This window comes from Paenibacillus sp. J22P277, from assembly GCF_059383675.1.
This window is the reverse complement of sequence record NZ_JBXENS010000002.1, coordinates 89,321-115,128: the sequence shown is the minus strand read 5'-3', so window position 1 is coordinate 115,128 and position 25,808 is coordinate 89,321. Positions and strand designations below refer to the sequence as shown.

At 56.4% G+C, this 25,808-nt stretch carries 19 protein-coding genes; 16 read left to right on the top strand and 3 right to left on the bottom strand.

What is annotated here, in order from left to right; genetic code table 11:
• Positions 1-304 precede the first annotated feature (304 nt).
• The 6 genes from AC50YL_RS05250 to ilvB all read left to right on the top strand — a co-directional run bounded on the left by AC50YL_RS05250 (position 305) and on the right by ilvB (position 9,015).
• Positions 305-2,089 carry a sensor histidine kinase gene (locus AC50YL_RS05250; protein WP_494829943.1) on the top strand — a complete coding sequence of 595 codons (1,785 nt, stop codon included), beginning with the start codon at positions 305-307 and terminating at the stop codon, positions 2,087-2,089.
• Positions 2,086-3,159 carry a response regulator transcription factor gene (locus AC50YL_RS05245; protein WP_494829941.1) on the top strand — a complete coding sequence of 358 codons (1,074 nt, stop codon included), beginning with the start codon at positions 2,086-2,088 and terminating at the stop codon, positions 3,157-3,159. Before AC50YL_RS05250 ends, AC50YL_RS05245 begins: the two co-directional genes overlap by 4 nt.
• A 122-nt stretch (positions 3,160-3,281) precedes the next feature.
• Positions 3,282-4,646, top strand: coding sequence for an ABC transporter substrate-binding protein (locus tag AC50YL_RS05240; protein ID WP_494829940.1), 1,365 nt, complete (start codon positions 3,282-3,284; stop codon positions 4,644-4,646).
• A gap of 97 nt (positions 4,647-4,743) precedes the next feature.
• Positions 4,744-5,625 (top strand): carbohydrate ABC transporter permease, encoded by an 882-nt coding sequence (locus AC50YL_RS05235; RefSeq protein ID WP_494829938.1) that lies wholly within the window; start codon positions 4,744-4,746, stop codon positions 5,623-5,625.
• A complete protein-coding gene (locus AC50YL_RS05230; protein WP_494829936.1) occupies positions 5,622-6,446 on the top strand; it encodes a carbohydrate ABC transporter permease in 825 nt (274 codons plus the stop codon). The genes AC50YL_RS05235 and AC50YL_RS05230 overlap by 4 nt, the downstream gene beginning before the upstream one ends.
• 829 nt (positions 6,447-7,275) lie before the next feature.
• The gene (gene ilvB / locus AC50YL_RS05225) at positions 7,276-9,015 is read left to right on the top strand and encodes a biosynthetic-type acetolactate synthase large subunit (protein ID WP_494831155.1); all 1,740 of its coding nucleotides are present in this window, start codon (positions 7,276-7,278) and stop codon (positions 9,013-9,015) included.
• 133 nt (positions 9,016-9,148) lie between these two features.
• On the opposite strand, the gene AC50YL_RS05220 is transcribed toward ilvB, so the two are convergent.
• Positions 9,149-10,363 carry a YibE/F family protein gene (locus AC50YL_RS05220; RefSeq protein WP_494829934.1) on the bottom strand — a complete coding sequence of 405 codons (1,215 nt, stop codon included), beginning with the start codon at positions 10,361-10,363 and terminating at the stop codon, positions 9,149-9,151.
• Between the two features lie 318 nt (positions 10,364-10,681).
• Between AC50YL_RS05220 and AC50YL_RS05215 the strand changes: the two genes are divergently transcribed.
• The 4 genes from AC50YL_RS05215 to AC50YL_RS05200 all read left to right on the top strand — a co-directional run bounded on the left by AC50YL_RS05215 (position 10,682) and on the right by AC50YL_RS05200 (position 17,309).
• Positions 10,682-13,027: a metallophosphoesterase gene (locus tag AC50YL_RS05215; protein WP_494829932.1), complete on the top strand. Its 2,346-nt coding sequence runs from the start codon at positions 10,682-10,684 to the stop codon at positions 13,025-13,027.
• A gap of 76 nt (positions 13,028-13,103) precedes the next feature.
• A complete protein-coding gene (locus tag AC50YL_RS05210; protein WP_494829931.1) occupies positions 13,104-14,780 on the top strand; it encodes an S-layer homology domain-containing protein in 1,677 nt (558 codons plus the stop codon).
• A 361-nt stretch (positions 14,781-15,141) separates the two neighbouring features.
• Positions 15,142-16,113, top strand: a complete 972-nt coding sequence (locus tag AC50YL_RS05205; RefSeq protein ID WP_494829929.1) for a HupE/UreJ family protein — start codon at positions 15,142-15,144, stop codon at positions 16,111-16,113.
• Between the two features lie 47 nt (positions 16,114-16,160).
• Positions 16,161-17,309 (top strand): HupE/UreJ family protein, encoded by a 1,149-nt coding sequence (locus AC50YL_RS05200; protein WP_494829928.1) that lies wholly within the window; start codon positions 16,161-16,163, stop codon positions 17,307-17,309.
• Positions 17,310-17,510: 201 nt separating this feature from the next.
• Here AC50YL_RS05200 and AC50YL_RS05195 read toward each other — a convergent pair whose 3' ends face one another.
• Positions 17,511-17,954 (bottom strand): MarR family winged helix-turn-helix transcriptional regulator, encoded by a 444-nt coding sequence (locus AC50YL_RS05195; RefSeq protein ID WP_494829927.1) that lies wholly within the window; start codon positions 17,952-17,954, stop codon positions 17,511-17,513.
• 163 nt (positions 17,955-18,117) lie between these two features.
• On the opposite strand from AC50YL_RS05195, the gene AC50YL_RS05190 reads away from it, so the two are divergent.
• The 6 genes from AC50YL_RS05190 (at position 18,118) to AC50YL_RS05165 (ending at position 24,366) form a co-directional block, all read left to right on the top strand.
• Entirely contained in the window at positions 18,118-19,482 is a 1,365-nt protein-coding gene (locus AC50YL_RS05190; RefSeq protein WP_494829925.1) for a UDP-glucose dehydrogenase family protein, read from the top strand.
• Entirely contained in the window at positions 19,479-20,540 is a 1,062-nt protein-coding gene (locus tag AC50YL_RS05185) for a GDP-mannose 4,6-dehydratase (protein ID WP_494829924.1), read from the top strand. The genes AC50YL_RS05190 and AC50YL_RS05185 overlap by 4 nt, the downstream gene beginning before the upstream one ends.
• A complete protein-coding gene (locus AC50YL_RS05180) occupies positions 20,506-21,213 on the top strand; it encodes a glycosyltransferase family 2 protein (protein WP_161744511.1) in 708 nt (235 codons plus the stop codon). The genes AC50YL_RS05185 and AC50YL_RS05180 overlap by 35 nt, the downstream gene beginning before the upstream one ends.
• A gap of 1 nt (position 21,214) precedes the next feature.
• On the top strand, positions 21,215-21,550 hold the full coding sequence (locus AC50YL_RS05175) for a lipid-A-disaccharide synthase N-terminal domain-containing protein (protein WP_494829923.1): 336 nt from the start codon (positions 21,215-21,217) through the stop codon (positions 21,548-21,550).
• A gap of 528 nt (positions 21,551-22,078) precedes the next feature.
• Complete coding sequence (locus AC50YL_RS05170; protein WP_494829922.1) at positions 22,079-23,689, top strand: gamma-glutamyltransferase family protein; 1,611 nt, start codon at positions 22,079-22,081, stop codon at positions 23,687-23,689.
• A 272-nt stretch (positions 23,690-23,961) separates the two neighbouring features.
• Positions 23,962-24,366: a cupredoxin domain-containing protein gene (locus AC50YL_RS05165; RefSeq protein ID WP_494829921.1), complete on the top strand. Its 405-nt coding sequence runs from the start codon at positions 23,962-23,964 to the stop codon at positions 24,364-24,366.
• A 256-nt stretch (positions 24,367-24,622) separates the two neighbouring features.
• Here AC50YL_RS05165 and AC50YL_RS05160 read toward each other — a convergent pair whose 3' ends face one another.
• A complete protein-coding gene (locus AC50YL_RS05160; protein ID WP_494829919.1) occupies positions 24,623-25,666 on the bottom strand; it encodes a LacI family DNA-binding transcriptional regulator in 1,044 nt (347 codons plus the stop codon).
• Positions 25,667-25,808 lie beyond the last annotated feature (142 nt).

Genomic DNA, 25,808 nt, shown 5'->3' with positions numbered 1-25,808 from the left:
CGGCGAGGAATGCTCGTCCGCCCATGCTTTGCGCGCTCCTCTTGTGCTGCTCCCGTGCTGCGCCGCGATGCGTCTGGACTGCAGCCGTGCAGCGGCAGTTTTGCATCCGCACTACGCTTATCCTGCACCCGTGCATCGGCTCTCTCGGATGCTGCGGACCGCATATCACGATCAGGTCCGCCTGATCCGCTTTCCTGCAACCTAAACGCTTTTCCATAATGGAAGCGTTGACAACTTGCACCGACAGGCGTCACACTTGCTGGTAGATGCATTTCTACACGAAGCGGGGATGACGATGGCGATAATGATGGCAAGGAAGGTTCTGCGGGGCATCGTCCGTCCGTTCCAGCTCAGCCTCCGGTACAAGCTCATGCTGCTCATGGTGCTGATCGCCGTGCTGCCGCTGTCGCTGGTCACGCTGTTCGCGACGAAGACGACGAAGCAATCGCTCGCGTCCGAGGTGATTCGCTCGAACGAATCCCGGATGGAATGGGCGTCCAAATACTTCGACGAGAAATTCGATCAGCTGCAGGCGGTGTCCTATTCGCTTCTCCTCGACAGCACGCTGTTTCCGAACGCCAACGGAGGCACGGTCCAGAGCGAGGGCACGCCGGCGTTCGTCAATCCATACACGATCGACAAGCTGAAATCGCTCTACAGCGCCAACAATAAAAATATCGCGCAGATCGCGCTCTATCTGAAATCCCAGAATCGCCTGTACGTCGTCGACAAGGACGCGGGCATCACGACGGATCAGCTGGGGACCCCGCAGGCCGACTGGGGCGCGATCGGGCGGACGCACGAAAGCTTGAACCTGCTGCTCAACAACGGGAAGAACACGTTCTCCCTTGTCCGCAGCATGAACCGGTTCTCGGACCGGGAGGTGCTCGGCGGCGTCACGCTCGAGGTCCGGTGGAAGATGATGAACAGCGTGCTCGACATGGTCCGCTCGGAATCCAACAGCGAAGTGTTCGTGGCGGATGCGGACGGCAACGTCATGTACAATCCGTATGCCCCGACCATCTCCACCGACCGGGAGACGCTGAAGGCGGCGATTTCCGGCCCGTACGGCCCGGGTTACACGGAATCGAAGCGGGGCTTCTTGTTCTACCAGCCGAGCGTGTCCGGGCAGGTCTGGATCGTGAAGTTCATTCCGATCCGGTACGTCACCGAAGGCGCGTCCTCGACGCTGAATTTCAGCCTGTTCACCGCGATCGCGTTCGCGTTCGTGGCCATCGCGGCGTCGGTGCTCATCGCCTACGTCACGACGAGGCCGATCATCCGGCTGACGAAGTCGATGAAGGCGGTCGAGATCCAGAACTTCGACGTGGACATCCGCGAGCCGCGAAGCGACGAGATCGGCACGCTGGAGCGGCGGTTCAATTCCATGCTCGGCCGGATCAAGGAGCTGATCCAGACGGAGTACAAGGCGAAGATCGAGAAGCGCACGGCGCAGGTGAAGGCGATGCAGGCGCAGATCAATCCGCATTTCCTGCATAACGCCCTGCAGGCGATCGGGGGCATCGCGCTGTCCCGCAACGTGCCCGAGATCAACGACCACGTCCGGGCGATCAGCGATTTGTTCCGTTACGCGATCCGGATGAAGTCGGACCTGGTCACGGTGGCCGACGAGCTGGAGCATGCCCGGAACTACCTTCAGATCCAGAAGCTGCGGTTCCAGAGCATGATCGAGGTAGGGATCGAAGCGGACGAGGAGTGCCTCGCCTGCCGGATTCCGAAGTTCTCGCTGCAGCCGATCGTGGAGAACTGCTTCTTCCACGGCCTCGAAGGCAAGATGGACGCGTGGCGCATCTCCATCCGGGTCGAGAAGGTGCTGGACGAGATCGAGATCGATATCGCGGACAACGGAGCGGGCATCGGAGAAGCGCGCCTGGCCGAGATTCGCCGGCAGCTGAGCCAAGAGACGGAAGCGCAGGAGAGCGCGGAAGGCATGGGCATGAGCAACGTCAACGCGAGAATCAAGCTGCTGTTCGGCGAGGAGTACGGGCTGTTCGTCTCGAGCGGGGTGAACGAGGGAACGACGGTCAAACTGTTGATTCCCGCCCAAGAGAAGGGAGAAACGGAATGAAGGCGGTCATCATCGACGATGAATTTTGGACGCGCGACAGCATCAAGCGGCTCGCGGACTGGGAACGCTTCGGGATCGTGCAGGTCGAGGAAGCGGAGGAGGGGCTGAGCGGCCTGCGGATCATCGACGAGATCCGTCCGGATATCGTCATCACGGACATGCGCATGCGCGGCATGGACGGCGTGGAGCTGCTGCGCAAGCTGACGGAAGACTATCCCTTCATTCGCAAGATCGTCATCAGCGGCTTCGATGATTTCGCGTATACGAAGCAAGCGATCCAGTCGCGGGTCGACGAATATATCCTGAAGCCCGTTCAGGCGGAGGAGCTGAACCGTGCGCTGGAGAAGGCCGCGTCGGAGCTTCGGACCGCGCGGGGTCTTCACGCCGCGCAGCCGATGGCCAAGGACGTCATGAGCGCCGTGACCGAATTCAAGGAACAGCTCTCGCGGCAGTTCCAGGAGCTGCAGGCCGAGGCCGTCCGCGAGTCGTTCGACGCGCTCGAGACGCTCCTGCGGTCGCAGGCGAACGCCGCCCCGGGGTTGAACCATCTGTTGTACAAACATTTCATGCTGCTGCTGGACGAACTGATGGCGAAAGCCGGCATTGATTCCTCCTCGGCGCTGCCGGCGCAGGCCGGGGCGTTCTTCGTGACCGACTTTACCCCGCTCGAGCAATGGATCGGCATGCTTCGCTCGTCGTACGTGTGCGTGCTGGAAGGGACGATCCAGCTCCGCCGAAGCAAGGGCCGGATCGACATCGAGCATATCCGGCAGTTCATCGACCGCGCGTACGCGGAGCCGATCACGCTGGAGTCGATCGCGAGCCTCTACTTCGTCAGCAAGGAGCATTTGTCGCGGACGTTCAAGGGCGTCACGGGCACGACGGTGATGGATTATATCATCGCGAGGCGGGTCGAGGAGGCGAACCGGCTGCTGCAGGCTTCCGCGTCGATCAAGAGCGCGGCGGAAGCGGTAGGCTATTCCGATCTGACGTATTTTCATCGCATTTTCAAGAAAATCACGGGCATCACGCCCGCGCAGGCAAGAAGGGAAGCGGCGGACGAGCGCTAAGGAAGCATTGCCCAATATCAATATCGTCCATAACAATACGCAAATGCGGTCCAATGCCAAGGGCGTACCCTCCCCGTTATACTCATTACGTAAGCGTTACCACGACATAGGGGGGCCTTGAAATGAAGAAATCAATTTCGATTTTGGCAGCGGTTACAGTGCTGGGACTGACAGCCGCTTGTTCGTCCGGCGGAGGAACCGCGAACAATAACGCGAACGCAGGCGGCTCGGGAAGCAACGCGGCAGCGAACGATGCGCCCGCAAACAACGCGCCTGCGAACAACGCGGCGGACAACCAGCCGGCGGCGGCGCCGAAGAAAGTCGAGCTCAAAATTTTTCTCGGCGGCCTTGACCGGTTCCGCGAGCAGTTCGACGGCTACTTCGAGAAGTTCGCCGAGAAAGAGAAAGCCGAGAAGAACATCGAAGTCACCTTCAACTCCGAATATCCGGGCGCGGACAACGCCCCGCAAATCTTGAAAACCCGTCTCGCCACCGGCGACGTGCCGGACGTATTCAGCCTGCATGCCGGCAACGACATGCCGACCTTCTACAAAGCCGGCTATCTGACCGACCTGTCCGACCAGCCGCTCGCGGGCAAGCTGATCGACGGCATCAAGGACCTCGTCTCCATGGACGGCAAAGTCGTCGCGGTGCCGATGGAAAGCCTCTCGTGGGGTTACCTGTACAACAAGAAGATCTTCAGCGATCTCGGCATCGCGCCGCCTAACACGCTCACCGAGATGAAAGCGGTCGTGCAGAAGCTGAAGGACAACAAAGTCACGCCGTTCCTGCTCAGCTACAAGGAAAGCTGGATTCCGCAACTGTTCCTGCCGCTGACGGTCGGCGGGCTCGTGAACAGCAGCCATAAGGATTTCATGGACAAAATGAACAGCGACCAAGGCAGCTTCGCCGACATCAAGGAAATGTTCGACATCATCGACCTCGTCAACGCGAACGGCACGGACCGCGCGTTCGAGAAGGGCAACGACGACGGCGCGGCCGACTTCGCCAACGGCAAAGCGGCGATGTGGGTGCAGGGCACTTGGGACGCGGACAGCATCCTGAAAATGAACGACAAGATGGAATTCGGCGTCGCGCCGCTGCCGATCAACGACGACCCGGCTTCGCTGCGCATCAACGTATCGGTGTCCACGGCCCTGTCCGTGCCGCCGAACAGCAAGAACAAGGACGTCGCGACCGACCTGCTCAACTTCATCTTGGATGACCAGGCGTCGAACGACCTGTACCAAAGCTTGAAATTCAACCCGGTTTCCAAAAACCACACCTTCAAACCGTATCCTTGGGTAGAAGACGCATCGGTGTACGTGAACAACGGGCAATCCTACAGGGACCCTGCGATTCCGTCCGCGGTGAAAGACGAGTCCGGCAAAGCGCTGCAGTCCTACTTCGACAAGAAGCTGTCCAAAGACGATGTCATCAAGGCTTTGGACAAAGCGTGGAAGGAAGCCAACGCGGCCGTCAAGTAACCCGTACCCGGATCAAAACGAGCCTACCCTGTTTTTGCCGCCGCCCCCGGGAGCGGGCGGCGGAAACGGGGTATGTCCTTAAGGAGTGAACGCATAAATGACCCGACGCTACAAAGCGACCTTCTCGCTGCTGTTGTTCGTCCTGCCCGCCCTCGTGCTCTACCTGATATTTCTGATCATCCCGATGCTGCAAGGCTCGTACTACAGCTTCACGGACTGGAACGGCTTGAACAAGACTTACGACTTCGTCGGCATTCGCAATTTCGCCGAGGCGCTCCGGGATGACCGCAACTTCCGCACGGCGATTTGGTTTACCGCCAAATACGTGTTCTTCGCCGTCGTCTTTCAGAACGCGGTGGCGTTGCTGCTGGCGATGCTCATCGAATCCCGCAAGCGGGCCAAAGGGCTGTTCCGCACGATCTTCTTCATGCCGAACATGCTCAGCGTCATCATCAGCACGTTCATGTGGGTGTTCGTCTTCTCGAAGGTTCTTCCGGCGCTGTCCGAGCACGCTGCTTTCAAGTTCCTGGACTTGTCCTGGCTCGGCGATCCGAACATCTCGTTCTGGTCGATTCTGCTCGTCTCGCTCTGGGGCGGCGTCGGGACGCTGATGTTGATCTACATGTCGGCCATTCAAGGCATCCCCCAACACCTGAAGGAAGCGGCGATCATCGACGGGGCGACGCCTTTCCATATGCTTCGCTACATCACGCTGCCGCTCATCGCGCACGCGCTGACGATCTGCATTTTTCTGACCTTGAACAGCTCGTTCAAAGTGTATGACCTGATCTACGCCTTGACCGGCGGAGGTCCCGGACGGGGCACGCAGCCGATTACGATGAATATTTTCGAAGAAGCGTTCCAAGGCAACAACCGGTACGGCTACGCCAGCGCCAAAGCGATCATCCTGTTCCTGATCATCTTCGTCATCACGATGATTCAAGTGACGGTCATGAAGAAACGCGAGGTGGAAGCATGAGCAGACGCCTTTATTCCGCGCTCGCATGGCTCGTGCTCGCCTTGCTGGCGGTTTATTTCCTCTTTCCGATCTACATGGCCATCGTCAATTCGTTCAAGACGGAGGGCGAAGTGTACAGCTCCGTCTTGGGCTTGCCGTCTACGTTCAAATTCGACAATTACACGGAAGCGTTCAAGAAAGCGAACATGCTGCACAGCGGCTTGAATACCATCATCGTCACCGTGACGGGCATCGTCGGCATCGTCGTCTGCAGCTCGTTGGCGGGGTATAAGCTGTCCCGCACGCGGAGCCGGCTGAGCAATTGGATCTTCATGCTGTTCGTCGCCTCCATGCTCATTCCGTTCCAGACGATCATGGTGACGCTGACCAAGATGGCGCGGAACCTCGGGCTGCAAGGCTCCCCGTTCGGCCTCGGCGTCGTCTGCGCGGGCCTCGGCGTCAGCATGGCGATCTTCCTCTACCACGGCTTCGTGAAAGGCATCCCCCGGGAGCTGGACGAATCGGCGAGCATGGACGGCTGCGGAGAATGGAAGGGCTTCTTCTTGATCATCTTCCCGCTGCTCGTGCCGATCACGTTCACGATCGTCGTGCTGAACCTGCTCTGGCTGTGGAACGACTTCCTGCTGCCGGTGCTGCTGCTCAACGATTACCGCAAATACACGCTCGTGCTGACGATCAATATGTTCTTCGGCAAATACAGCCGCGACTGGGCGCTTATTCTCGCGTCGCTGATCCTGTCGTCGATTCCGATCGTCCTGATCTTCGCGTTCTTCCAGCGGTGGGTTATCCAGGGGATTACGGACGGGGCGGTCAAGGGCTGATCGCCGCCGGTTACCCGCAAGATATGGATTGCCAATCGTCCGGCGGTATGCTAAGATGATAAAAATTTACAACGCGAAGAAGAGAATCACATGCGCGATTGCTTATGCTCAGAGAGCGGGGGGAACGCTGAGAACCTTGCCTTAAGCGCCGCATGACGTCGTCTCGGAGCGGTCGAATCGAAACGCGGTCCCGGCATTGCAAGCCGGCATTCCGGCGGAGTAGGCTCGAACGGAGTGGCACACGTTATCGTGCGGAAGGCAGGCGTCGAAGCTTGCCTCGCAAGGCCGGCATCGCAAGATTTCGGCAAACCAGGGTGGTACCGCGAAAATGATGACCCCTTTCGTCCCTTGGCCAGACCATTGTCTGCGCCTTCGGAGGAGAGGGGTTTTATTGTTGCCTATACGAACGCGATGAAGAGAAAAAGTACCGGTGGCCTTATGTCCAGAGAGCAGGGGGAATGCTGAAACCTTTGCCTTAAGCCCGGGTATGGCGTCGTCTCGGAGCGGTCGATCGAAAGTCGAATCCGGCGGTCCGCCCGCGCCCGGGTTCGAACGGTAGAATCGAACGGAATCGCACACGTTAGCGTGCGGAGGCAGGCTTGTCCCTGCCTCGTGAGGCCGAAATCGCAAGATTTCGGCGAACCAGGGTGGTACCGCGAAAATTTGACCCCTTTTCGTCCCTTTGGCCAGACAGTGCTGTCTGGCGTTTGGGAGGAGAGGGGTTATTTTATTTTCGGGAGGGTTTCGAATGGAGCAGCTATTCATGGCAACGAACGGCGCGGCTAAGCGGGAGCAGGAGTTAGAGCCGGGGCAGGAACTAGCGCCGGAGATGGTGCAGGAGTTGGCGTCGAAGCAGGAGCCAAAGCGCGAACAAGCGCAGGAAGAGACGATCAGCGGCTCGGAGGCGCTGCTGCGGGGTTTGCTGGCCGAGGGCGTCGACTGCGTGTTCGGCTATCCGGGCGGCAATGCGCTCTACATCTACGATGCGATGACCGGCAATCCGGCATTCAAGCATCTGCTCGCCCGGCACGAACAAGGAGCCGTCCACGCGGCGGACGGCTATGCCAGGTCGACGGGGAAGGTCGGCGTGTGCGTCGCGACCTCCGGCCCCGGGGCGACGAATTTGGTGACCGGCATCGCCACGGCATACATGGATTCCGTGCCGCTCGTCGTGATTACCGCCAACGTCCCGACGACCGTCTTGGGCACGGACGCCTTTCAAGAGGCGGACATCGTAAGCATCACGATGCCGATCACGAAGCACGGCTACTTCGTGCGCGACGCGCGCGACCTGCCCCGCATCGTTCGCGAGGCGTTCCATATCGCGGGCAGCGGCCGGAAAGGTCCGGTATTGATCGACATCCCGAAGGACGTCTCCAATCACCGCATGGTTTATCGACCGTATGAAGCGGAGTTGAGCCTGAAAGGTTACGAGCCTGCGCCGATCATCGATCCGGCGGCCATCGACGAGCTGCTGGCGGCCATCGCGGAAGCCGAGCGTCCGCTTATCATTGCCGGCGGCGGCGTGGTGTACGCCAATGCGGCGAGCGAGCTGCTCGCGTTCGTGAACCGCACCCGGATTCCAGTGGCGACGACGCTGCTCGGATTGGGCGGTTTCCCCAGCAGCCACGAGCTGTGGCTGGGGATGCCCGGCCATCATGGCGGGTATGCGGCGAATACGGCGATCCAAAATGCCGACCTGCTGATCTCCATCGGCGCGCGGTTCGACGACCGGGTCACGATGAAGCTGGACGGCTTCGCCCCGCGGGCCAAGCGGATCGCCCATATCGACATCGATCCCGCCGAGATCGGCAAGAACGTCAGGACGGACATCGCCTGCATCGGCGATATCAAGGACGTGCTCGATTACGCGAATGCGGCGGCGTCGCCGGCCCGGACCGAAGCATGGATTGCCCGGCTGCGACGGGATAAGGCGGACTATCCGTTCCGCTACCGCGATTCCGAGACGGAGCTAAAGCCGCAGTACGTCATCGAGATGCTTCACCGGACGACGCGGGGGGAGGCCATTATTACCACCGACGTCGGCCAACACCAGATGTGGACCGCACAGTTTTACAAGTTCAACCATCCGCGCGCGTTGATCACCTCCGGGGGCATGGGGACGATGGGCTTCGGCTTTCCTTCCGCGATCGGCGCCCAGCTCGGCAATCCGGAGAGGCTCGTCGTCTCGATCAACGGCGACGGCGGCATGCAGATGTGCGCGCAGGAGATGGCGGTCTGCGCGATCCATAACATTCCGGTCAAGATCGTCGTCATCAATAATCAGGTGCTCGGCATGGTCAAGCAGCAGCAGGAAATCATGTACGAGCGCCGCTACAGCCAGATCGACCTGGCGGGCAGCCCCGATTTCGTCAAGCTGGCCGAAGCTTACGGCATCAAAGGACTGCGGGCAAGCACGAAAGCCGAGGCCGAGCGCGCTTGGCGGGAAGCGCTCGACACGCCCGCGCCGGTGCTTGTCGAATTCATGGTACCGACGGACGAGAACGTCTATCCGATGGTCGTCGCCGGCACGACGCTGGATCGGATGATTATGGGTGATCTTGGATAAGGGATTTGTCCCCGGCCCGGCGATTATGCGATCGGAATCGGCTCCAAGGCTCCAGCCATGGCCGCATGAAAAAGGAACAAGTCATGAAGTCGACGTGTTCCTTTTTTGCATGGTTTGAAGCTGCTCGGCTATTTTAAAGCTGCTCGGTTACTTGAAGTTTCTCGGTTGCTAGGAGCTTCTCGGTTACGGGAGAAACCATGGCCGGGAGCTTTTCATATTTCGGAATAATTCTGGATGATACGAATGCTACGGCAGGTACGAGGAGCACGATTCCGATGCATCCGCTCATGCCCAGGATAACTTCAATGCCGATCAGATTCATGTTCAGCATTTGAGCGATGGAAGTTCGCAGCGCGTAGATGATAATGAGCGAACTGAGCGCACTGCCCGTGAACGCAAGAATTAGGGTGGATGCCATCGTCCCCATCATATCCCGTCCCACGTTAAGGCCGGCCAAATACAATTCTTTCCTGCCGATGTTCGGTTTGGCGAGATACACCTCATGAACGGCTGCCGCAACAGAGATGCTGACATCCATCATAGCACCTAACGAAGCGAGTAATATTCCGGCAAATAACAGATCTTTCAGCTGCAAACCGGTGTTATGGGAAATGGTCACGAGCGCCTCGCCGCTATCGATGTTATACCCCGAAATATGGGCCATGTTTCCGGCGACATAGGCGATAAGGCCGGCAACCGTCACCCCGATCATCGTACCGATGATCGCGGACCAGGTCTTTGAGCTCCAGCCGTTTAAGAGCACAAGCGTGACGAACGTGGCTAGAACGACGATCAACACAGCTGCCAGAATAGGCGAGTAACCTCTATAAATCATCGGAATAAATAAATAAACGATACAAGCAAACGTGAAGATAATGCCGAATACGGACAGCAGCCCTTTTTTACCTCCGACCGCCCATAATGCGGCAAAGAAGAGCAGGATTAAACCGAGGATGATAGGAGCTTTATGGTTGCTGTAGACAAAAACCTCATATTCTTTCGTGGAAGCCGTATCCACGTTCACGACGGCCGTAGAGCCTTCTTTGAAGATATTGTGGTTGTACAAGCTGACATAATTCATGACCGTGCGAACCTCGCCTTTATGCTCGCCGGTAAGAAGTTTCACCTCTAGCTGCTGCGTGCCGGTTCTAAGATTCAGTTGATCGGGACTTTGCTCTAATTGCTCTTCTAGAATCTTCAATACTTTCGCCGTTTCGTATTTGGAATTCGTGGTGCCTGATTGGAGATATTTTACCTCGGGAGCCCTGTGGAACATATAAATGGAAACGCAGATGATTAACAGTGCAAGGAGAGAGAGAGCCGTTCTTGTCGTTTTCGTTAATTTCATCGCTTACCCCCGAATGGATTGTATGCATGAGTTGGCTCAAATACACTAATCAATCTATCTTATTGGCAGAAAATGCACAAGGAGATTAATATATTGTTTTCGTAAGCAGTTACCTGAAAATTGGAAGTTTTGGATACGAAGATAAAGAAGCCAGGTACGAAAGCCATAGGTCGCAGGTCATTGGCTATCGATGATAGATTATACATAAATTTACAAAGGTAACACTAAATTCTGAAAGCGATTTAACAAATCAACCTTACACTTAAACAGTCGGGCTGATAGGCTCGCAAAATAGTTTAGGGGAGTGTTGATATCTCAATGTTCAGCAAAGGCAAGAAAAAGCAGTTCACGAAGGTAGGTTCGTTGATCCTGGCTTCGATGTTGGCAGTATCTATATTGCCAGCTAGTGCGCTTGGAGATGAAGGGGCCGAAGGTGCGGCAGCGGCAGTCGAAGTACAAGCCGCCTATTCGGCGAAGGACCTTTCGCTTTCTCCGGGTTCGGACGTGTCCCAATTGAATTTCGCTTGGTACTCTTCCGTTAGTCCGGTCGCTGCCGTCGTTCAAATGGCGAAAGCCGCAGATCTGGTTAACGGTACTGATTTCCCGACTGCTGACAAGATTATGACATTCACTGGAACGACTTCTGCGGCAGTCACCGGATTCAATTCCAACAAAGTAACGGCAACGGGTCTCGAGCCAGACACCGAGTATGCGTACCGTTTCGGAGACGGCACGGACGGTAACTGGAGCGCGGCTTCCGAGTACAAAACGCCAAATCCGGACAGCTACACGTTCATGTACGTAGGCGATCCGCAAATCGGCGCAAGCGGCAACGCGACCACCGACGGTGCCGGTTGGAAACGCACCATGCAATTGGCTAAACAAAACTTTCCGAACATCAACTTCGTGATGTCTGCCGGCGACCAGGTGGATACGGGAACATCCGAGGCGCAATACGATCTCTATCTGGCTCCCGACCAACTCAAAAACCTTCCGGTAGCAACGACTGTCGGTAACCATGATACAAACATTAACTATCAGTACCACTATAATGTTCCTAATTTGACGACTTTGGGCGGTCAAACCGTTGGCGGCGAGGTCGTTAACGGCGATTACTCGTATACATACGGCGATGCGCTGTACATGGTGTTGAACTCCAATAGCTCCAGCACCGCGGACCATGCCGTATTTATGAGACAAGCCGTTGCTGAGCATCCGGATACAAAATGGCGTTTCGTTACGCTGCATCATGACATCTATGGCGCCGGTGCGTCTCACTCGCAATCGGATTCGCTAGACAGAAGAATTTATCTCCAGCCGATCATCGACGAGCTTGACATCGATTTGGTATTCACGGGTCATGACCACTCGTATGCGAGATCGTACCCGCTGTATAACAACAACGTGCAAACGCAATTCAAAGACGCAGCAGGCAACGATATCAACCCGACCGGTACGTCCTACTTTACGGCGAACTCCGCGAGCGGAAGTAAGTATTATGATCTTGCGGCGGTTGCTGAGTATTATTCTGCAGAAAGAATCCAGCACAAAAAACCGATGTTCTCTACGATTACCGTAACGCCGACAACGTTCACTTACGACACGTATGAAATCCAAACGGACGACAGCATTACGAAGCTCGATTCCTACTCCGTGTTGAAAAAACCGGAGGACGCGAAGGTTTACGCGAAAGCAGAGGATAAATCCAGCGCGTACTACGCAATCAAGAACGCGAATGCCGTTAAGGATCTAGATGTGACCTTTAAGTTCGACAGCACGAAAGCGAAATTCAAAGAAGCGGCATTGGTAACGCCGGATACGGGCAGCTTCGTAGTCGACAGCGCTACGGCCGGAGAAGTTAACATCAAGGCGACGCTTGCGAACCCGATTCACACGGTGGATTATGCGGATGTCATCAAGCTTGCATTTGAAGCGCCAACCGGCCAAAAATCCGCAGTAACCAATGTAGAGCTTACCAAATCCAATCTCACGACATTGAATAAACACAGAGCTACCGTTTCCGCACTCGAAGCGAATACCGCTCCGATCACGGTTACGAATCAGCCGAACGTCAAAGTGTACGCGAAAAAGGATACGATCATTGCGGAGCTGTCCAACAAGGCGGAATTCTATCTGGCACTGAGCAACACGGATGACGTGAACGCGCTCGACGTGACATTCCATTACGACAGCACGAAGTTCAAGTTGCTGACTCCGGAACTGATCGGTCAAACCGATGACATCCAAGCCTTCGAAGATAAGGATGGCACCGTGCGCTTCCTCGCGGGCTTTACGAAACCAATAACGAATGAGGGCTACACGGATGTCGTGAAGCTGACGCTGCAGCCGCTCAATGTATTCAATCGATTCTTGCAAGCCGACATCGAGCTTGACAAAGTATCAACGGCTTCCAAGGGAATCAATACGGAAGTGCTGAACAACACGGAGGACAAAACGTCATCGATCCTGATTCGTACGTATAAAGACCTCGTTGACGTTAACGAAGACACCAAAGCAGACGTTGGCGATATTTCCTTTGGCGTCGAGTACTACAGAACGACGACTACCGATTCGCAGTGGGATAAGGCCAAGCGCGCCGACGTTGTCGAAGACAACGTGATTGACACCGCAGACTTAACCTTAATCATGACCCACATCCTATAACTATAAAAGCAAGTAAACGAGCAGGCGAAGACCTTTCGTCATCGCCTGCTCCTTACTAAATTAGGGAGTCTATACTATGAAAATAAAATGGTTAGCCGCACTCTTAGTCATCTGCTGCCTTAGCTTCCAAGCACCTGCTTATGCGTTAGCCGATCAACATATTCAATCCGTGGATTTCTCGCAATCCAGCATTAAGGTTGGCAGCAGTGCCAACGAATTTTCCGTCGATCTCCTGTTAGACAATAACGCCTCTTATAGCAGCGCCGAATTCGGTCTTCGCTTGGATGGCGTAACGTTTCAAAAAGTAACCTATAGCAACACCGTAGCCGCCAGTTCGAAAGTCGGCCCGAAAGAAAGCAATGGCATCACGTACTTCGGTTTTTTCGATCTTGCCAATAAGTACAGCGGAAAAATAAACGTGGCTACGATTACGTTCGCCTACACAGGCAATTCTCCGGCCACTGTAACCCTTGCGGAAACGAAAGTGACGACCATCACAACGGATGGCTCTGTAAGCTCCGAAACGGCGCAGCCGAATAAAGCGTTGCATGTCACGCGCGATCAGGGCGGCAACACAGGTACTGGTCCGGGTAACCAGACGGGTACGACACCTCCTCCGGTTAACGACGGTTTGTACGTGTTGAACAGCCAAGATGCGCTCGTCGCAGTGGAACAAGCCAAAACGGACAAGAACAATGTCAAGGTCATCACTCTCGATGCAACCGGAGTCAAGCCGGATGACAAGGGTGAAATCGCGATGCAATTCCCTTACTTCCTGCTCGCTACGTCCGAGAAGCGGATGGTTACAATCTTGACGCCATACGGAACGTTCAATCTTCCGTCTAACGTGTTGACGAAGGAACAAGCAGCCAATGCCAATACGTTGACTTTGGTCGTGAAAAAGCAGGATGTTACCCTCCTGCCGCAGGATGTTCAGACGCAGGTCGGCAATCATCCGGTGTTTGATCTTCATTTCATGGTGGATGGGAAAGCGATCGCTTGGAACAATGACGAGGCAGCCGTAACGGTATCGATTCCTTACGCGCCGACCGCGGACGAAGCAAAGAACAGCAATAAATTGGTCGTTTATTATATCGACGACCAAGGCAAGCTGCATGCGGTGGCCAACAGCACGTATAACGCGCAAAGCGGCAGCATTCAATTTGCAACCAATCATTTCAGCAATTACGGCATCGCTTTTGCCCGGAAGAGCTTTACGGACATTCAAACCTCGTGGGCGAAGAACGAGATCGAAGCGCTTGCCGTCCGCGACATCATTACGGGGATGACGGCAACGACGTTCGCTCCTGCGGCCAATATTACGAGAGCGGACTTCACCAAGCTGCTTGTGGGCGTGCTGGGGTTGAAAGCGCAGAAGCAAGGGGCGGATTTCAGCGACGTAACGTCGACGGCGTATTACTATGAAGCGGTCATGACGGCGAAAGCGGCCGGCCTTGTCAATGGATCCAGCGACAACAAGTTCAACCCCAAATCGCAGATCACCAGACAGGAAATGATGGCCTTGATGGATCGCGCGTTTACGATCGCCGGCAAGCCGCTTTCGGAGAAAGCCTCTCTCTCCGCTTTCAACGACGCGAAGCAAGTGTCGGCTTATGCAACGGACAGCACGGCGAAGCTCGTCGCGGCGGGCATTATCAGCGGCAGCAACGGCAAGATCAGACCGCTGGATAACTTGAAACGCGACGAAGCGGCTAAAGTGCTGTATGCCATCTTTACGCGCTTGAACCCGTAATAGGCGAACAATCATAGAGCAATATTCGGCGTTGTACGAACGAAGTATGCGAGAACGAGTAAGTTCCAGTCAAGCCAAAAAAGGAACAAGTCACGGCATCGACTTGTTCCTTTTTTTTGAGCTATTTGCCAGAACGCTCATAGATAGGAAATACACAGGGAGATTAAGTTAATATTGGCATAATTAACGTATGGTATCGTGTGGACTGAAGCAGATTTCAGTTCATTAGGAGGCAGCGATGTTACTACGATTGGGCAGGCTTATAGGCTGTACGGCAATTATTTTAGGTTTTGCGATAGGTTTGTTTCCCAAGGTTACATCCGCGCATGACAATGTAAGCATAGCGTTTACGGATATTTCGATGAAAGGCCATGCCATTAAGATGGTCTTGCAAATCAATATGTACGATATCCGGGTAGAGGCAACCCCGGAGGAGCCGGACGTAGGGGACCTGACGCCGGAAGCGTACAAGCGGTTTGTCACGGAGCTGCAGGATCCCGTAGAGAAATACTTGCTGGCGAATATACAGCTGTATGCGGACGACTTACCGCTCAAGGGGAAGATGACGCAGCTGAGTCAGGTCGAGATCAAGGATCAGAACCAGCCGTTCGCGGAAGCGGAGCTGGAGTTCCCGGTCGTGAATACGCCGCGGAAATTCGAAATGGCGTATAATCTGGTCTTTCAGCGCGATCCCTATCATGTCAATTACGTCAACGCGGCGCTCGGAGATTTAAAAGCAAACGCGGTGTTCGTCGCCGAGCTGCATGACATGCGAATCGGGCAAATGAGCATGCCCTATACGTTGGGGCATTTTTCCTTGCTTGGTCTTAAGGAAATGCTGATCATGTTCGAAGCGATAATCTTAATCGCGCTGTTGATCATAGGTCGTACATCCTTGAAGCAGCTTGCGATGGCATTGTCCGTTTTCTTAGGCATGGTTGCCGTAACTTTGGCTTTGGCGAGCATGCGTCTGGTGGACTTGCCCAGCCAGTTCACGCATTTCATGATTGCGCTAAGCATTGTTATCGTTTCGCTCTATACCCTGCTCGGCAAGAAGAAAAATCTCTATCCCTGGTTAGCGGGAGGGTTTGGTTTCTTCTACGGAGCCGGTTATGCGGAAGGACTGGCCGGGTTGCAATCGGACGAAGGGAATAATCCATATCCTGTTCTGGCGTATATGGTCGGAATCGCTGTCGCGTTAACTTTAATAGCCGGCCTCTTATACCTCCTGCTTCATTTCGCCTTGAAAGCGAAGAGCGCGATTCCCCGGATTTCGAAAGTGATTTTGCCAGTTGCAATCCTTTGGCTGCTTGTAAAATTATTCATCCAGTAAGGAGAGTAATCATGTTTCGTATCCAAACCGCAATGCGAGTTTCCGTTATGCTGTCTCTTCTATCCTTGCTGCTGATCCCCCTTGGACGAGCGGATGCGCATGCATACAGCGCCAGCTATACGACGTTAACGCTGACGAAAGCCAACGTCGGGATGACGTACACGCTTGACGAGCTTTCCGTCATCGAGCTGACGGAGGGGGACGCGAATAAGAACGGTACGCTGGAACAGGAAGAGTTCGACGGGGTGAAGGATGAATTTTTGGCATTGTTAAAGAAAGATATCCAGTTAAAAATCGATAACGTGCCGCAGGAATGGTCCCAAATCGAAAGCTATTCGTTGACACGCGAAGGAAACGCAACAAAACTGGTCCTCGCGATCGACTTCCCTCCCGTATTGGCTTCCCAGTCGATCGAGTTAACGGATAATCTGTACTTAAGCGATAAAGTGACCGCGAATTACGTTGATTTAGTCAAAATCGATTACGGTAAACATAACGCCACGTCCGCACTGTCGGGAAAGTACCGCGTATGGTCGATGAAACTCGCCGAAAGCGATTATGCGGCTCTCCGTCAAGATTTGCAATCGCAGGCGGATAGCAATAGCGCCGAATCCGGCGGTACGGAAAGCTCGGACGGAACGGAGCAGACTTCAGGTTGGTATTCTTTCTTTACGTTAGGCATGGGTCATATTTTAGGCGGTTATGATCATCTCTTGTTTTTGTTCTCGCTGCTGATTGCCAGGCAAACGTTCGGGCAATATGCAAAGATGATAACGGCGTTTACGATCGCGCACAGCATCACGTTGACGTTGACGGTGCTCGGCATGATCAATGTACCGGCGTGGTTCGTGGAGCCCGCAATCGCGCTGAGCATCTGCTACGTGGCCGTTGAAAATATCGTGCGGAAAAAAGTCAGCTATCGATGGGTATTAACCTTTTTGTTCGGATTGATTCATGGTATGGGGTTTGCCGATATTTTGAAAGAAATGGAGATTCCGAGAAGCGAGCTGGCGGTAGACTTGATCAGCTTCAATCTCGGTATTGAAACGATTCAAATCACCTTGGTTGCGTTGGTGCTGTTTCCGCTCTTGCTGCTGCATCGTTGGAAGTTCTCGAGACGGGCGATCATGGCCGGCTCCGCCATCGCCTTGCTGCTAGGCGCATACTGGTTAATCGACCGTATCATTATTCTGTGAGCCTCGTTGCGCCGCCGAAACGAACGAAGAGACGCCGGGATCATCCTGGCGTCTCTTTCTCTTTGCGACGGGCTTTCCATCATAGACACGGTCTATAGCGCCTGTGCAAACTATGTATTTCTTAACATAGGCGCTTTCGTATTATAGTGGAGCTAGCCAATACGGGTACCTTAAGTTCCGTTTTGGTTGTCATGATTCGTTCTAGTCCCGATTATTATAATAGTGATACGCTTTGGTCAGCAGATCGGCCAAGTGCCGGCTTTCTTCCAAGCCCAAATGATCGATCAATCCTCCGAGCGATTCCTTGAAAAGCGCATCGGCTTCCTTGGCGACCTCTTTTCCTTTGGGCGTGAGCTCGATGCCGACGGAACGCCTGTCGTCCGGATCGACGGAGCGCTCGATGAGATCCTCTTCGATCAGCTTCTTGATCAATTGGGTGACCGTCGGCGTCGTGACTTGCAGCCTTCTGCTGATTTCCGAAATTTTCGGCTTGGGATTGCCGCCGTTCTCGAAATCCATGATGCAGAAGAGGATGCGAATATCGCTTCGCGTCAGTCCGCCGACCGGCTTTTGCCGCCATTCGGCTTTCAAGAAACGGAAGAAAGCATCCTGCAGCTGTTGGATCGTTTCGTGGTTGTCGTTCATACATGCTCCTATCCATTCTGTTTTTTGCGAAACGCGGGCCGGTCGCGCCGAGCACCGCAGGATCGGTTACATCTTCTGCTTGAAATATACTACATGGATCATTATGATAAAAGTTAAGTTGGTAAACTAATTATTCTCATCTTGCTGGATATGAGGTGGAACGATGGTGAAGATTGGCATTATGGGAACGGGGTACGTCGGGCTTGTCCACGGCGCCGTTCTTTCCGGTTACGGCTTCCGGGTGACTTGCATGGACGTAGACGCCGATAAGATCAAGCGATTGACGGACGGATTTCCCCCCCTCTACGAGCCGGGTTTGGACGAATTGCTCGAACGCGGCGTACGGGACGGGACGCTGTCGTTCACGACAAGCGCCAAAGAGGTCATTCAATCCAGCGACGTGATCTTCATCGCGGTGGGGACGCCTGCCAAGGACGACGGAAGCGCCAATCTTGCCTATGTCCACGAAGTCGCGCAGGCCATCGGCAAATACGCGAACGGCTATAAAGTGATCGTCAGCAAGTCCACGGTGCCGGTCGGCACCAACCGGACCATCGCGCGTTATCTGGATGGCGCGCTCAAATCGCGGAATGCGCCTTTCCGGGTCGACGTCGCGTCGAATCCCGAGTTTCTGCGGCAGGGCAAGGCGGTCGGCGACTCGCGTTCGCCGTCTCGGGTCGTCATCGGAACCGAGAGCGAGCAAGCGAAGCGGATGCTTCAGGAGGTATACGAGACGCATATCCGCGGAAACGTTCCCTTCCTTTATACGAATCTGGAGACCGCCGAGATGATCAAGTACGCATCCAATTCGTTCCTGGCCGTCAAAATATCATTCGTCAACGAGCTCGCGCTTCTGTCCGAGAAGGTCGGCGCGAACATCGGGGACATCGCGGCCGGCATGGGGCTCGACGAACGCATTTCCCCGCATTTCCTGCAGGCCGGTCCCGGCTACGGCGGGAGCTGTTTCCCGAAAGACACGCAGGCGCTGGTCGATACCGGCCGGCGGCACGGCGAAGAACTGCATGTCGTGCGCGCCGCCATGGCCGCCAACGAGAAGCAGAAGAGCCGCATGGTCGCGAAAATCGGCGAGCTGCTCTCGTTCGACGGCACGCTCAAGGGGAAAACGATCGCCGTCTGGGGCTTGTCTTTCAAACCCGAGACCGATGATATTCGCGATGCGCCGAGTTATGCTATTATTAACGGCTTGTTAAGCCGCGGCGCCGCCGTGAAGGCCTACTGCCCGCAGGGCATGAAGCAGGCGCAGCGCCTATGGACCGAGTTGGACGGACGCGTGACCTACTGCGAGAGCGAGGCGGACTGCGCGCAGAACGCCGACGCCATCGTTTTGATGACGGAATGGGAACAGTTCAGGAAGGTCAGCTGGGATATCCTCGCGAAAAGCATGCGCGGCAACGCCTTCTTCGACTTGCGCAACATGTTCGCGGAGCATCCGCGGGTGCGTCGGCTTTTCCGCTACTATCCGGTCGGCTCGAGCGAACTGGCGTATACCCTGGAGGAGGCAAAGTGAGTACTTATTGCGTAACCGGGGGAGCGGGTTTTATCGGCTCCCATCTGTGCGAGCGTCTGCTGCGGCTCGGTCACCGCGTCGTCTGCGTCGACAACTTCAACGACGCGTACGACTACAAAATCAAGATTAAGAATATCCTGAATAGTAAAGGAATGGAATCGACTTTTCAATCTTTTAACAAAGAAACCGATCTGCTTCAACTGCAGCAGGCTGTCGACGGGGACGGCTACAGGCTCGTTGCGGCGGATATTCGCCATGCGGACGAGTTGGACGCCGCGTTCGCGGGCGAGCGGATCGACGCGGTGATCCATCTGGCTGCAATGGCCGGCGTGCGGCCGTCCATCGCGGACCCGCTGCTCTACGAGGACGTCAACGTGCGCGGCACGCTCCACGTGCTGGAGGCGATGCGGAAGCACGGCGTGCGCAAATGGCTGTGCGCCTCGTCCTCGTCCGTATACGGCAATAACGCGCAGGTTCCCTTCTCGGAGCGGGATATCGTCGACCGGAGCATATCGCCGTACGCGGCCACGAAGAAAGCCTGCGAGGTGCTGGGGCACACGTATTATCATTTGCATGCCATCGATACGTTGATGCTGCGCTTTTTTACCGTTTACGGCGAGCGGCAGCGGCCGGACCTGGCGATCCATAAATTCGTGCGCATGCTTGACCAGGGCGAGGAACTGACGGTCTTCGGCGACGGTTCGTCGCGGCGCGACTACACCTATGTCGGGGACATTATCGACGGCATCGTCGGCGCGCTGCACTACGTCGAGGAGAATGAGAACGTCTATGAAATCGTGAATTTGGGCACGAACCGGACGATTTCGCTGCTCGAGCTGGTCCGGGGCGTGGAGCAGGCGCTCGGCAAGGCGGCCCGGATCCGCCGGCTGCCGAATCAGCCCGGCGACGTGGCGCGGACGTACGCGGACATATCCAAGGCCAAGCGGCTGTTCGGCTATGACCCGCGGACCGATTTCGCCGATGGCTTGAATAAGTTCGTCACTTGGTATAGGGGGAATACAAATGGTCAAGCTCTCGATCGTCGCGCCGATCTATAACGAAGAAGAGAATATCCTGCTGCTGCACGAGGCGATTACGAACGCGGTCCAGAGCAAAGTGGACAGCTACGAGATCGTGCTGGTCAACGACGGCAGCAAGGACCGGAGCGCCGGCATCCTGAACGAGCTGGCGGCAGCGGATCCCGCGGTGAAGGTGATCCATTTCACGAAAAATTGCGGCCAAACCGCCGCGATTTTTGCCGGCATGAAAGAGTCCTCCGGCGAACTCGTCGCCTTGATCGACGCGGACCTGCAGACGGACCCGCGCGATATTTTCAAGCTGATGCCGTATATTCCGAACATGGATTTCGTGAACGGCAAGCGCGTCAGACGGAAGGATACGCTGGTGAAGAAGGTATCGTCCCGGATCGGCAACGGCGTCCGCAATTGGCTGACGGGGGACAAGATCTACGATACCGGCTGCCCGATGAAGCTGATGAAGCGCGAAGTGGCCGACAGTTATTATTTGTACGAAGGGATGCACCGCTTTCTGCCGACGCTCGCGAAGATCAACGGCTTCAAGGTCATCGAGATCGCGGTATCCCATCAAGAACGGCAGCACGGCGTGTCCAAGTACGGGGTATTCAACCGCGCGTTCGTCGGCCTGATGGACGCGATCGTGATCGGTTGGCTGCGCAAACGGGTCATTCGCTACCAGATCCGGGGACAGTAAGATGTGGTGGCATTCGTTGATCGGCAATCTCTCCGCCGGCAACATGGCGTGGATCGTGTTCGGGTTCATCGGTCAAATCATGTTCACGATGCGATTCATCACGCAGTGGCTGGCCAGCGAGAAGGCGAAGCGAACCGTCGTGCCGCTTTCCTTCTGGGTCTACAGCATTCTCGGCAGCGTGGTGTTGTCCATCTACGCGATCTACCGCAGGGACCCGGTGTTCATCCTGGGCCAAGCGCCGAGCGTCTTTATTTATTTCCGGAACATCATGCTGGAGCGCAAAAACAACATGGCGACCGCGGCGGGAGCAGGGGAATTCAAGTCGATGGATTCTTAAGCGATTGGTTTGCGTAAGGCGATTGGTTTGCGTTTCCGTCGCGAGACGGAAATGCAGCATTCGCCGGCTTCCTCGAATAGATTGGTTTGCGTAAGGCGATTGGTTTGCGTTTCCGTCGCGAGACAGGAAATGCAGCATTCGCCGGCTTCCTCGAATAGAGACGGAAATGCAGCATTCGCCGGCTTCCTCGAGTAGAGACAGGAAATGCAGCATTCGCCGGCTTCCTCGAGTAACCTGCGGTCGGGATGGGCCTGCAATCGCTGTTGTAGTCGGATATCTGGAATGGAAAAACAGGTAGAGGTCGATATCCGACTACAAAGGCGAACACTTCGTTTTTCCGGCTCCGTCCCGACCTCCGGTCACTTCTTCACCATTTTTCTGGGTGCATAAAATAGATAAGATAAGCCGGTCTGGCCTTGCGCTGACCGGCTCTTTTGGGGTTTTCGCAGGAATCGGGAAGCCGGCCAGCGAAAAGGTAAGGTATCGTGTTTATCATTCACTAATGGAAGAGGAAGGGGATTGCTTACCATGACGTTCGATTTGACGAATTATCCGTATCCTTCGCGCAGGACGGCGGCCGTTGCCCGGAAGGGCATGGTCGCGACTTCGCAGCCGCTCGCGTCGCAGGCGGGGCTTCGCGTGCTGCAGCAGGGGGGCAACGCGATCGACGCGGCGATCGCGGCCGCGGCGTGCTTGACCGTCGTGGAGCCGACGGCGAACGGGATCGGGGGCGATGCGTTCGCGATCGTCTGGCATGAAGGGCGCATGCACGGATTGAATGCCAGCGGCCGCTCTCCGATGGCGATGACGATGGAAGCCGTGCGGGAAAGAGGCTTCGATTCCGCGATGCCGGCGAACGGCTGGCTTACCGTGACCGTGCCCGGGGCGCCGTCCGCCTGGTCGTCCTTGTCCGAACGGTTCGGCCGGCTGCCGTTCGCGCGCTTGCTCGATTCGGCCGTGCAGTATGCGGACGAAGGCTTTGCCGTGACGCCGGAGCTTGGGGCTACATGGTCCAAGGCATACCGGGCATGGGCCGCCAAGCAGGAGGATCCGCTGCTCGCGGAATGGTTCCGCGTTTTCGCGCCGGAGGGCCGGGCGCCGCGCCCGGGCGAGCTCTGGCGCTCGCCGGATCATGCGCGGACGCTGGCCATGATCGCGGAATCGAAGGGCGAAGCGTTCTATCGCGGCGAGTTGGCGGAAGCGCTGGACCGCTTCGCCCGCGACACCGGCGGCTTGATCCGGAAGGAGGATCTGGCGGCGCACCGGCCCGAATGGGTGGATCCGATTTCCGTCCGCTACCGCGATTACGACATCTGGGAGATGCCGCCGAACGGGCAAGGACTCGTCGCGCTCATGGCGCTGAACGTGCTGAACGAAATTCCCTTGACCCATAGGGAAACGATCGAGACCTATCATGCCCAGATCGAAGCGCTCAAACTGGCATTCGTCGACGGCCTGCAGTACATTACGGATCCGGGGCGGATGCAGGCAAGCGTGAACGAGCTGCTTTCTCCCGCATATGCCGCGCAGCGCAGGAAGCTGATCGGCGAGCAGGCGCTGCTGCCCGCGCCGGGGCAACTCCCGAGCGGCGGTACCGTGTACTTGGCGACGGCCGACGGGGAAGGCAACATGGTCTCGTTCATTCAGAGCAATTACAGCGGATTCGGCTCCGGTCTGGTCGTCCCTGGCACGGGCATCGGCCTGCAGAACCGCGGCGCGTCGTTCTCCCTGGATCCGCGGCACGCGAACGCGGTCGAGCCGGGCAAACGGCCGTACCATACGATCATTCCCGGCTTCATCACGAAGAACGGCGAAGCGGTCGGCCCGTTCGGCGTCATGGGCGGTTTCATGCAGCCGCAGGGACATGTCCAGGCGATATCGAACCTCGTCGATTTCGGTCTGAACCCGCAGGCGGCGCTCGACGCGCCGAGGTGGCAGTGGCTGGAGGGCAAGCAGCTTGCCGTGGAGACCGGGTTCCCCGACCACTTAGCCAGACAACTGGAGCAGCGGGGACATCAGCTTCAGCTGAGGCTTGACCGCAAATCCTTCGGCTGCGGGCAGATCATCTGGCGCGAGCCGAGCGGCGCGCTCATCGGCGGCACCGAGCCGCGAACCGACGGCTGCATCGCCGCTTGGTAAAATTGGATCATGGCACAGAAGAGCTCGCGACCAGGACGTTCGTCGACCGACGAAGCCGCATTCCGGACGGGGCTCTTTTTGCTTTCGTCCTACACTGGCGTCGACCGGACCGCTGCAAGGAGCAGCGTTCCCTTCGCTCCGATCGCGGGCGCAGCGACCGGTCCGCAGCGGCTGCCGGGAGCAGATCTCCGAATGATCGAACCGATTCTCCATTAACCGCGTTACGTGTAGAGAGGGGTTAAATGACGCAGCGAATGGGATGTGAGAGGGTAATGATTAACAAAAAGCTTGTCCGTACTTGTTTGGTCGCCGTTGCCTTGACCGGCGCGTTGTCCGCGTGTTCCGGCAAAACGAATGATACCGAAGCGACATCGGGGAATGCATCGGCGGGTGCATCGAGCGCGCAAACGGTTAAAATCGACATGAACGAATTCAGCTTTTCGCTCGGCGAGGTCACTGTGAAGCATGGCGATACCGTGCATTTCGTGCTTTCGAACACGGGCACGGTACCGCATGATATGAACAGCGAGGAATTAAAGCTCGACCAAGACGTGGACCCCGGGAAAACCGCGGAGTTCGACTGGACCGCCCCCGATAAGACCGGCACGTATAAAGTGATCTGCGATAAACCGAACCATATGGAGCAGGGCATGACCATGAATTTGATCGTGAATTAATTCCTGTCCGCAACGAGCACGCGGAGCATGGGAGCGCTCAGGCCGCCGTGATCCGTGGCTTGCGAGGCTCGAAAGCGACCGTCCAACGAAAAGAAGACATTCCCCCTTCGTAACTTCGGGTGAATGTCTTCTTTTTATTTGGAGCTTCATGATGGTTACATCCAAGTATGGGCCAATGTCGTGTCCGAGCCAGCGCCGAAGTCTGCTGCTCTCTGCCGCCGCCCCGCAACGTTGGTTGCTCGGCTGTTCCGCGCCTTCACGACGGGATCGTGCGGATCGTGCCTCCGAGGTAGAAGCCGCCCTTGAGCCGTATCTGCTCGAACGGCAGCAGCGGGTTGGCGATCCTCCGCAGCATCAGCTCCGCGGCCCGCTCGCCCACTTCCCGCACGAGCAGATACGGACGCGACATCTCGGGAAAATACGGATTTTCCTCGTTCTCCATTCCGATCAGCGAGAAATGCTCCGGGATGTTCAGCTTCAGGAAGCCTGCCGCGATATAGATCCACTCCGCCATGTTGGGCACGGCGCTGATGACCGCGGTGAACCGGCCCGAGCTCAGCTTGCCGCCCAGGTCCTCCAGCCAGGCGGTTCTGTCCCCCGCCGGACCGGTGACATGCTGGCCGGGATCGGTCAGCCCTTCCAATTCAAGCCGTTCCGCCGCATCCTTGAACGCCTTCCACCGCAAATGGAACCCGCGCAGCGGCGCGATGTCGACCGCGTACAGGATGCGCCGGTGGCCGTGGAGGTACAGCTCCTCCATCGAGCGCTGAACCGCATACTCCACGTCCCAGACGATGCTGTCCACTTCCGCCAAGTCCGGCGGATAATTGATCAGCACCTTGGGGACGGGCATCCGCAGCAGGACGGCCTCCATCCATTCGGGAATCGCCGCGGTCAGGAACAAACCGTCGGCGAAGAACAGGTCGTTCCTGTCGAGCCAGGCATGGAATTCCGCGCCTTCGGACAAGCCGCCCGGAACGATCAGCGGATACAGCGAATGGCCGAGCTCGTTCAAGCGAAGCCGCACGCCCTCCAACTGCAGCCGGTGGAAATTCGTATCCCCGATAATGAGCATCGCGAACCGCCGGGATTTGCCGTACACCGACGGGATCCGCTCCCCGAACAGGCCCGTCTCCTGCTCCTTCGTCCGGTAACCCAGCGCGCGCGCCCGGTCGGCCACCGTCTTGCGGGTCGTCTCCGCCATGCCCGGCAGGCCGCGCAGCGCCTTGGATACCGTGTGGATCGTCAAGCCGAGGTCGTCGGCGATCGTCTGCAGGGTCACCTGTTTTTTTCTGGGCATGTGCCGCATCCTCCCCGGAAAAGCCTTGATCATACGAACCAGAACGATAATTGAAACTAAAATGAAACTATATTTTAAGCGCTTTCTTTTCTAAAATGTAGTAGAAATTCAGGCTTGCGTCAACCTTCGGACAGGAAGAATC

Bases quoted from the DNA above. Each gene is read 5' to 3' on its own strand.
- AC50YL_RS05200 (WP_494829928.1), top strand. From the start codon at position 16,161: ATGCTGTCTCTTCTATCCTTGCTGCTGATCCCCCTTGGACGAGCGGAT.
- AC50YL_RS05175 (WP_494829923.1), top strand. From the start codon at position 21,215: ATGTGGTGGCATTCGTTGATCGGCAATCTCTCCGCCGGCAACATGGCG.
- AC50YL_RS05245 (WP_494829941.1), top strand. From the start codon at position 2,086: ATGAAGGCGGTCATCATCGACGATGAATTTTGGACGCGCGACAGCATC.
- AC50YL_RS05190 (WP_494829925.1), top strand. From the start codon at position 18,118: ATGGTGAAGATTGGCATTATGGGAACGGGGTACGTCGGGCTTGTCCAC.
- AC50YL_RS05205 (WP_494829929.1), top strand. From the start codon at position 15,142: ATGAAAGGCCATGCCATTAAGATGGTCTTGCAAATCAATATGTACGAT.
- AC50YL_RS05165 (WP_494829921.1), top strand. From the start codon at position 23,962: ATGATTAACAAAAAGCTTGTCCGTACTTGTTTGGTCGCCGTTGCCTTG.
- AC50YL_RS05240 (WP_494829940.1), top strand. From the start codon at position 3,282: ATGAAGAAATCAATTTCGATTTTGGCAGCGGTTACAGTGCTGGGACTG.
- ilvB (WP_494831155.1), top strand. From the start codon at position 7,276: ATGGTGCAGGAGTTGGCGTCGAAGCAGGAGCCAAAGCGCGAACAAGCG.
- AC50YL_RS05215 (WP_494829932.1), top strand. From the start codon at position 10,682: ATGTTCAGCAAAGGCAAGAAAAAGCAGTTCACGAAGGTAGGTTCGTTG.
- AC50YL_RS05170 (WP_494829922.1), top strand. From the start codon at position 22,079: ATGACGTTCGATTTGACGAATTATCCGTATCCTTCGCGCAGGACGGCG.
- AC50YL_RS05180 (WP_161744511.1), top strand. From the start codon at position 20,506: ATGGTCAAGCTCTCGATCGTCGCGCCGATCTATAACGAAGAAGAGAAT.
- AC50YL_RS05250 (WP_494829943.1), top strand. From the start codon at position 305: ATGATGGCAAGGAAGGTTCTGCGGGGCATCGTCCGTCCGTTCCAGCTC.
- AC50YL_RS05160 (WP_494829919.1), bottom strand. From the start codon at position 25,666: ATGCCCAGAAAAAAACAGGTGACCCTGCAGACGATCGCCGACGACCTC.
- AC50YL_RS05235 (WP_494829938.1), top strand. From the start codon at position 4,744: ATGACCCGACGCTACAAAGCGACCTTCTCGCTGCTGTTGTTCGTCCTG.
- AC50YL_RS05210 (WP_494829931.1), top strand. From the start codon at position 13,104: ATGAAAATAAAATGGTTAGCCGCACTCTTAGTCATCTGCTGCCTTAGC.
- AC50YL_RS05230 (WP_494829936.1), top strand. From the start codon at position 5,622: ATGAGCAGACGCCTTTATTCCGCGCTCGCATGGCTCGTGCTCGCCTTG.
- AC50YL_RS05220 (WP_494829934.1), bottom strand. From the start codon at position 10,363: ATGAAATTAACGAAAACGACAAGAACGGCTCTCTCTCTCCTTGCACTG.
- AC50YL_RS05195 (WP_494829927.1), bottom strand. From the start codon at position 17,954: ATGAACGACAACCACGAAACGATCCAACAGCTGCAGGATGCTTTCTTC.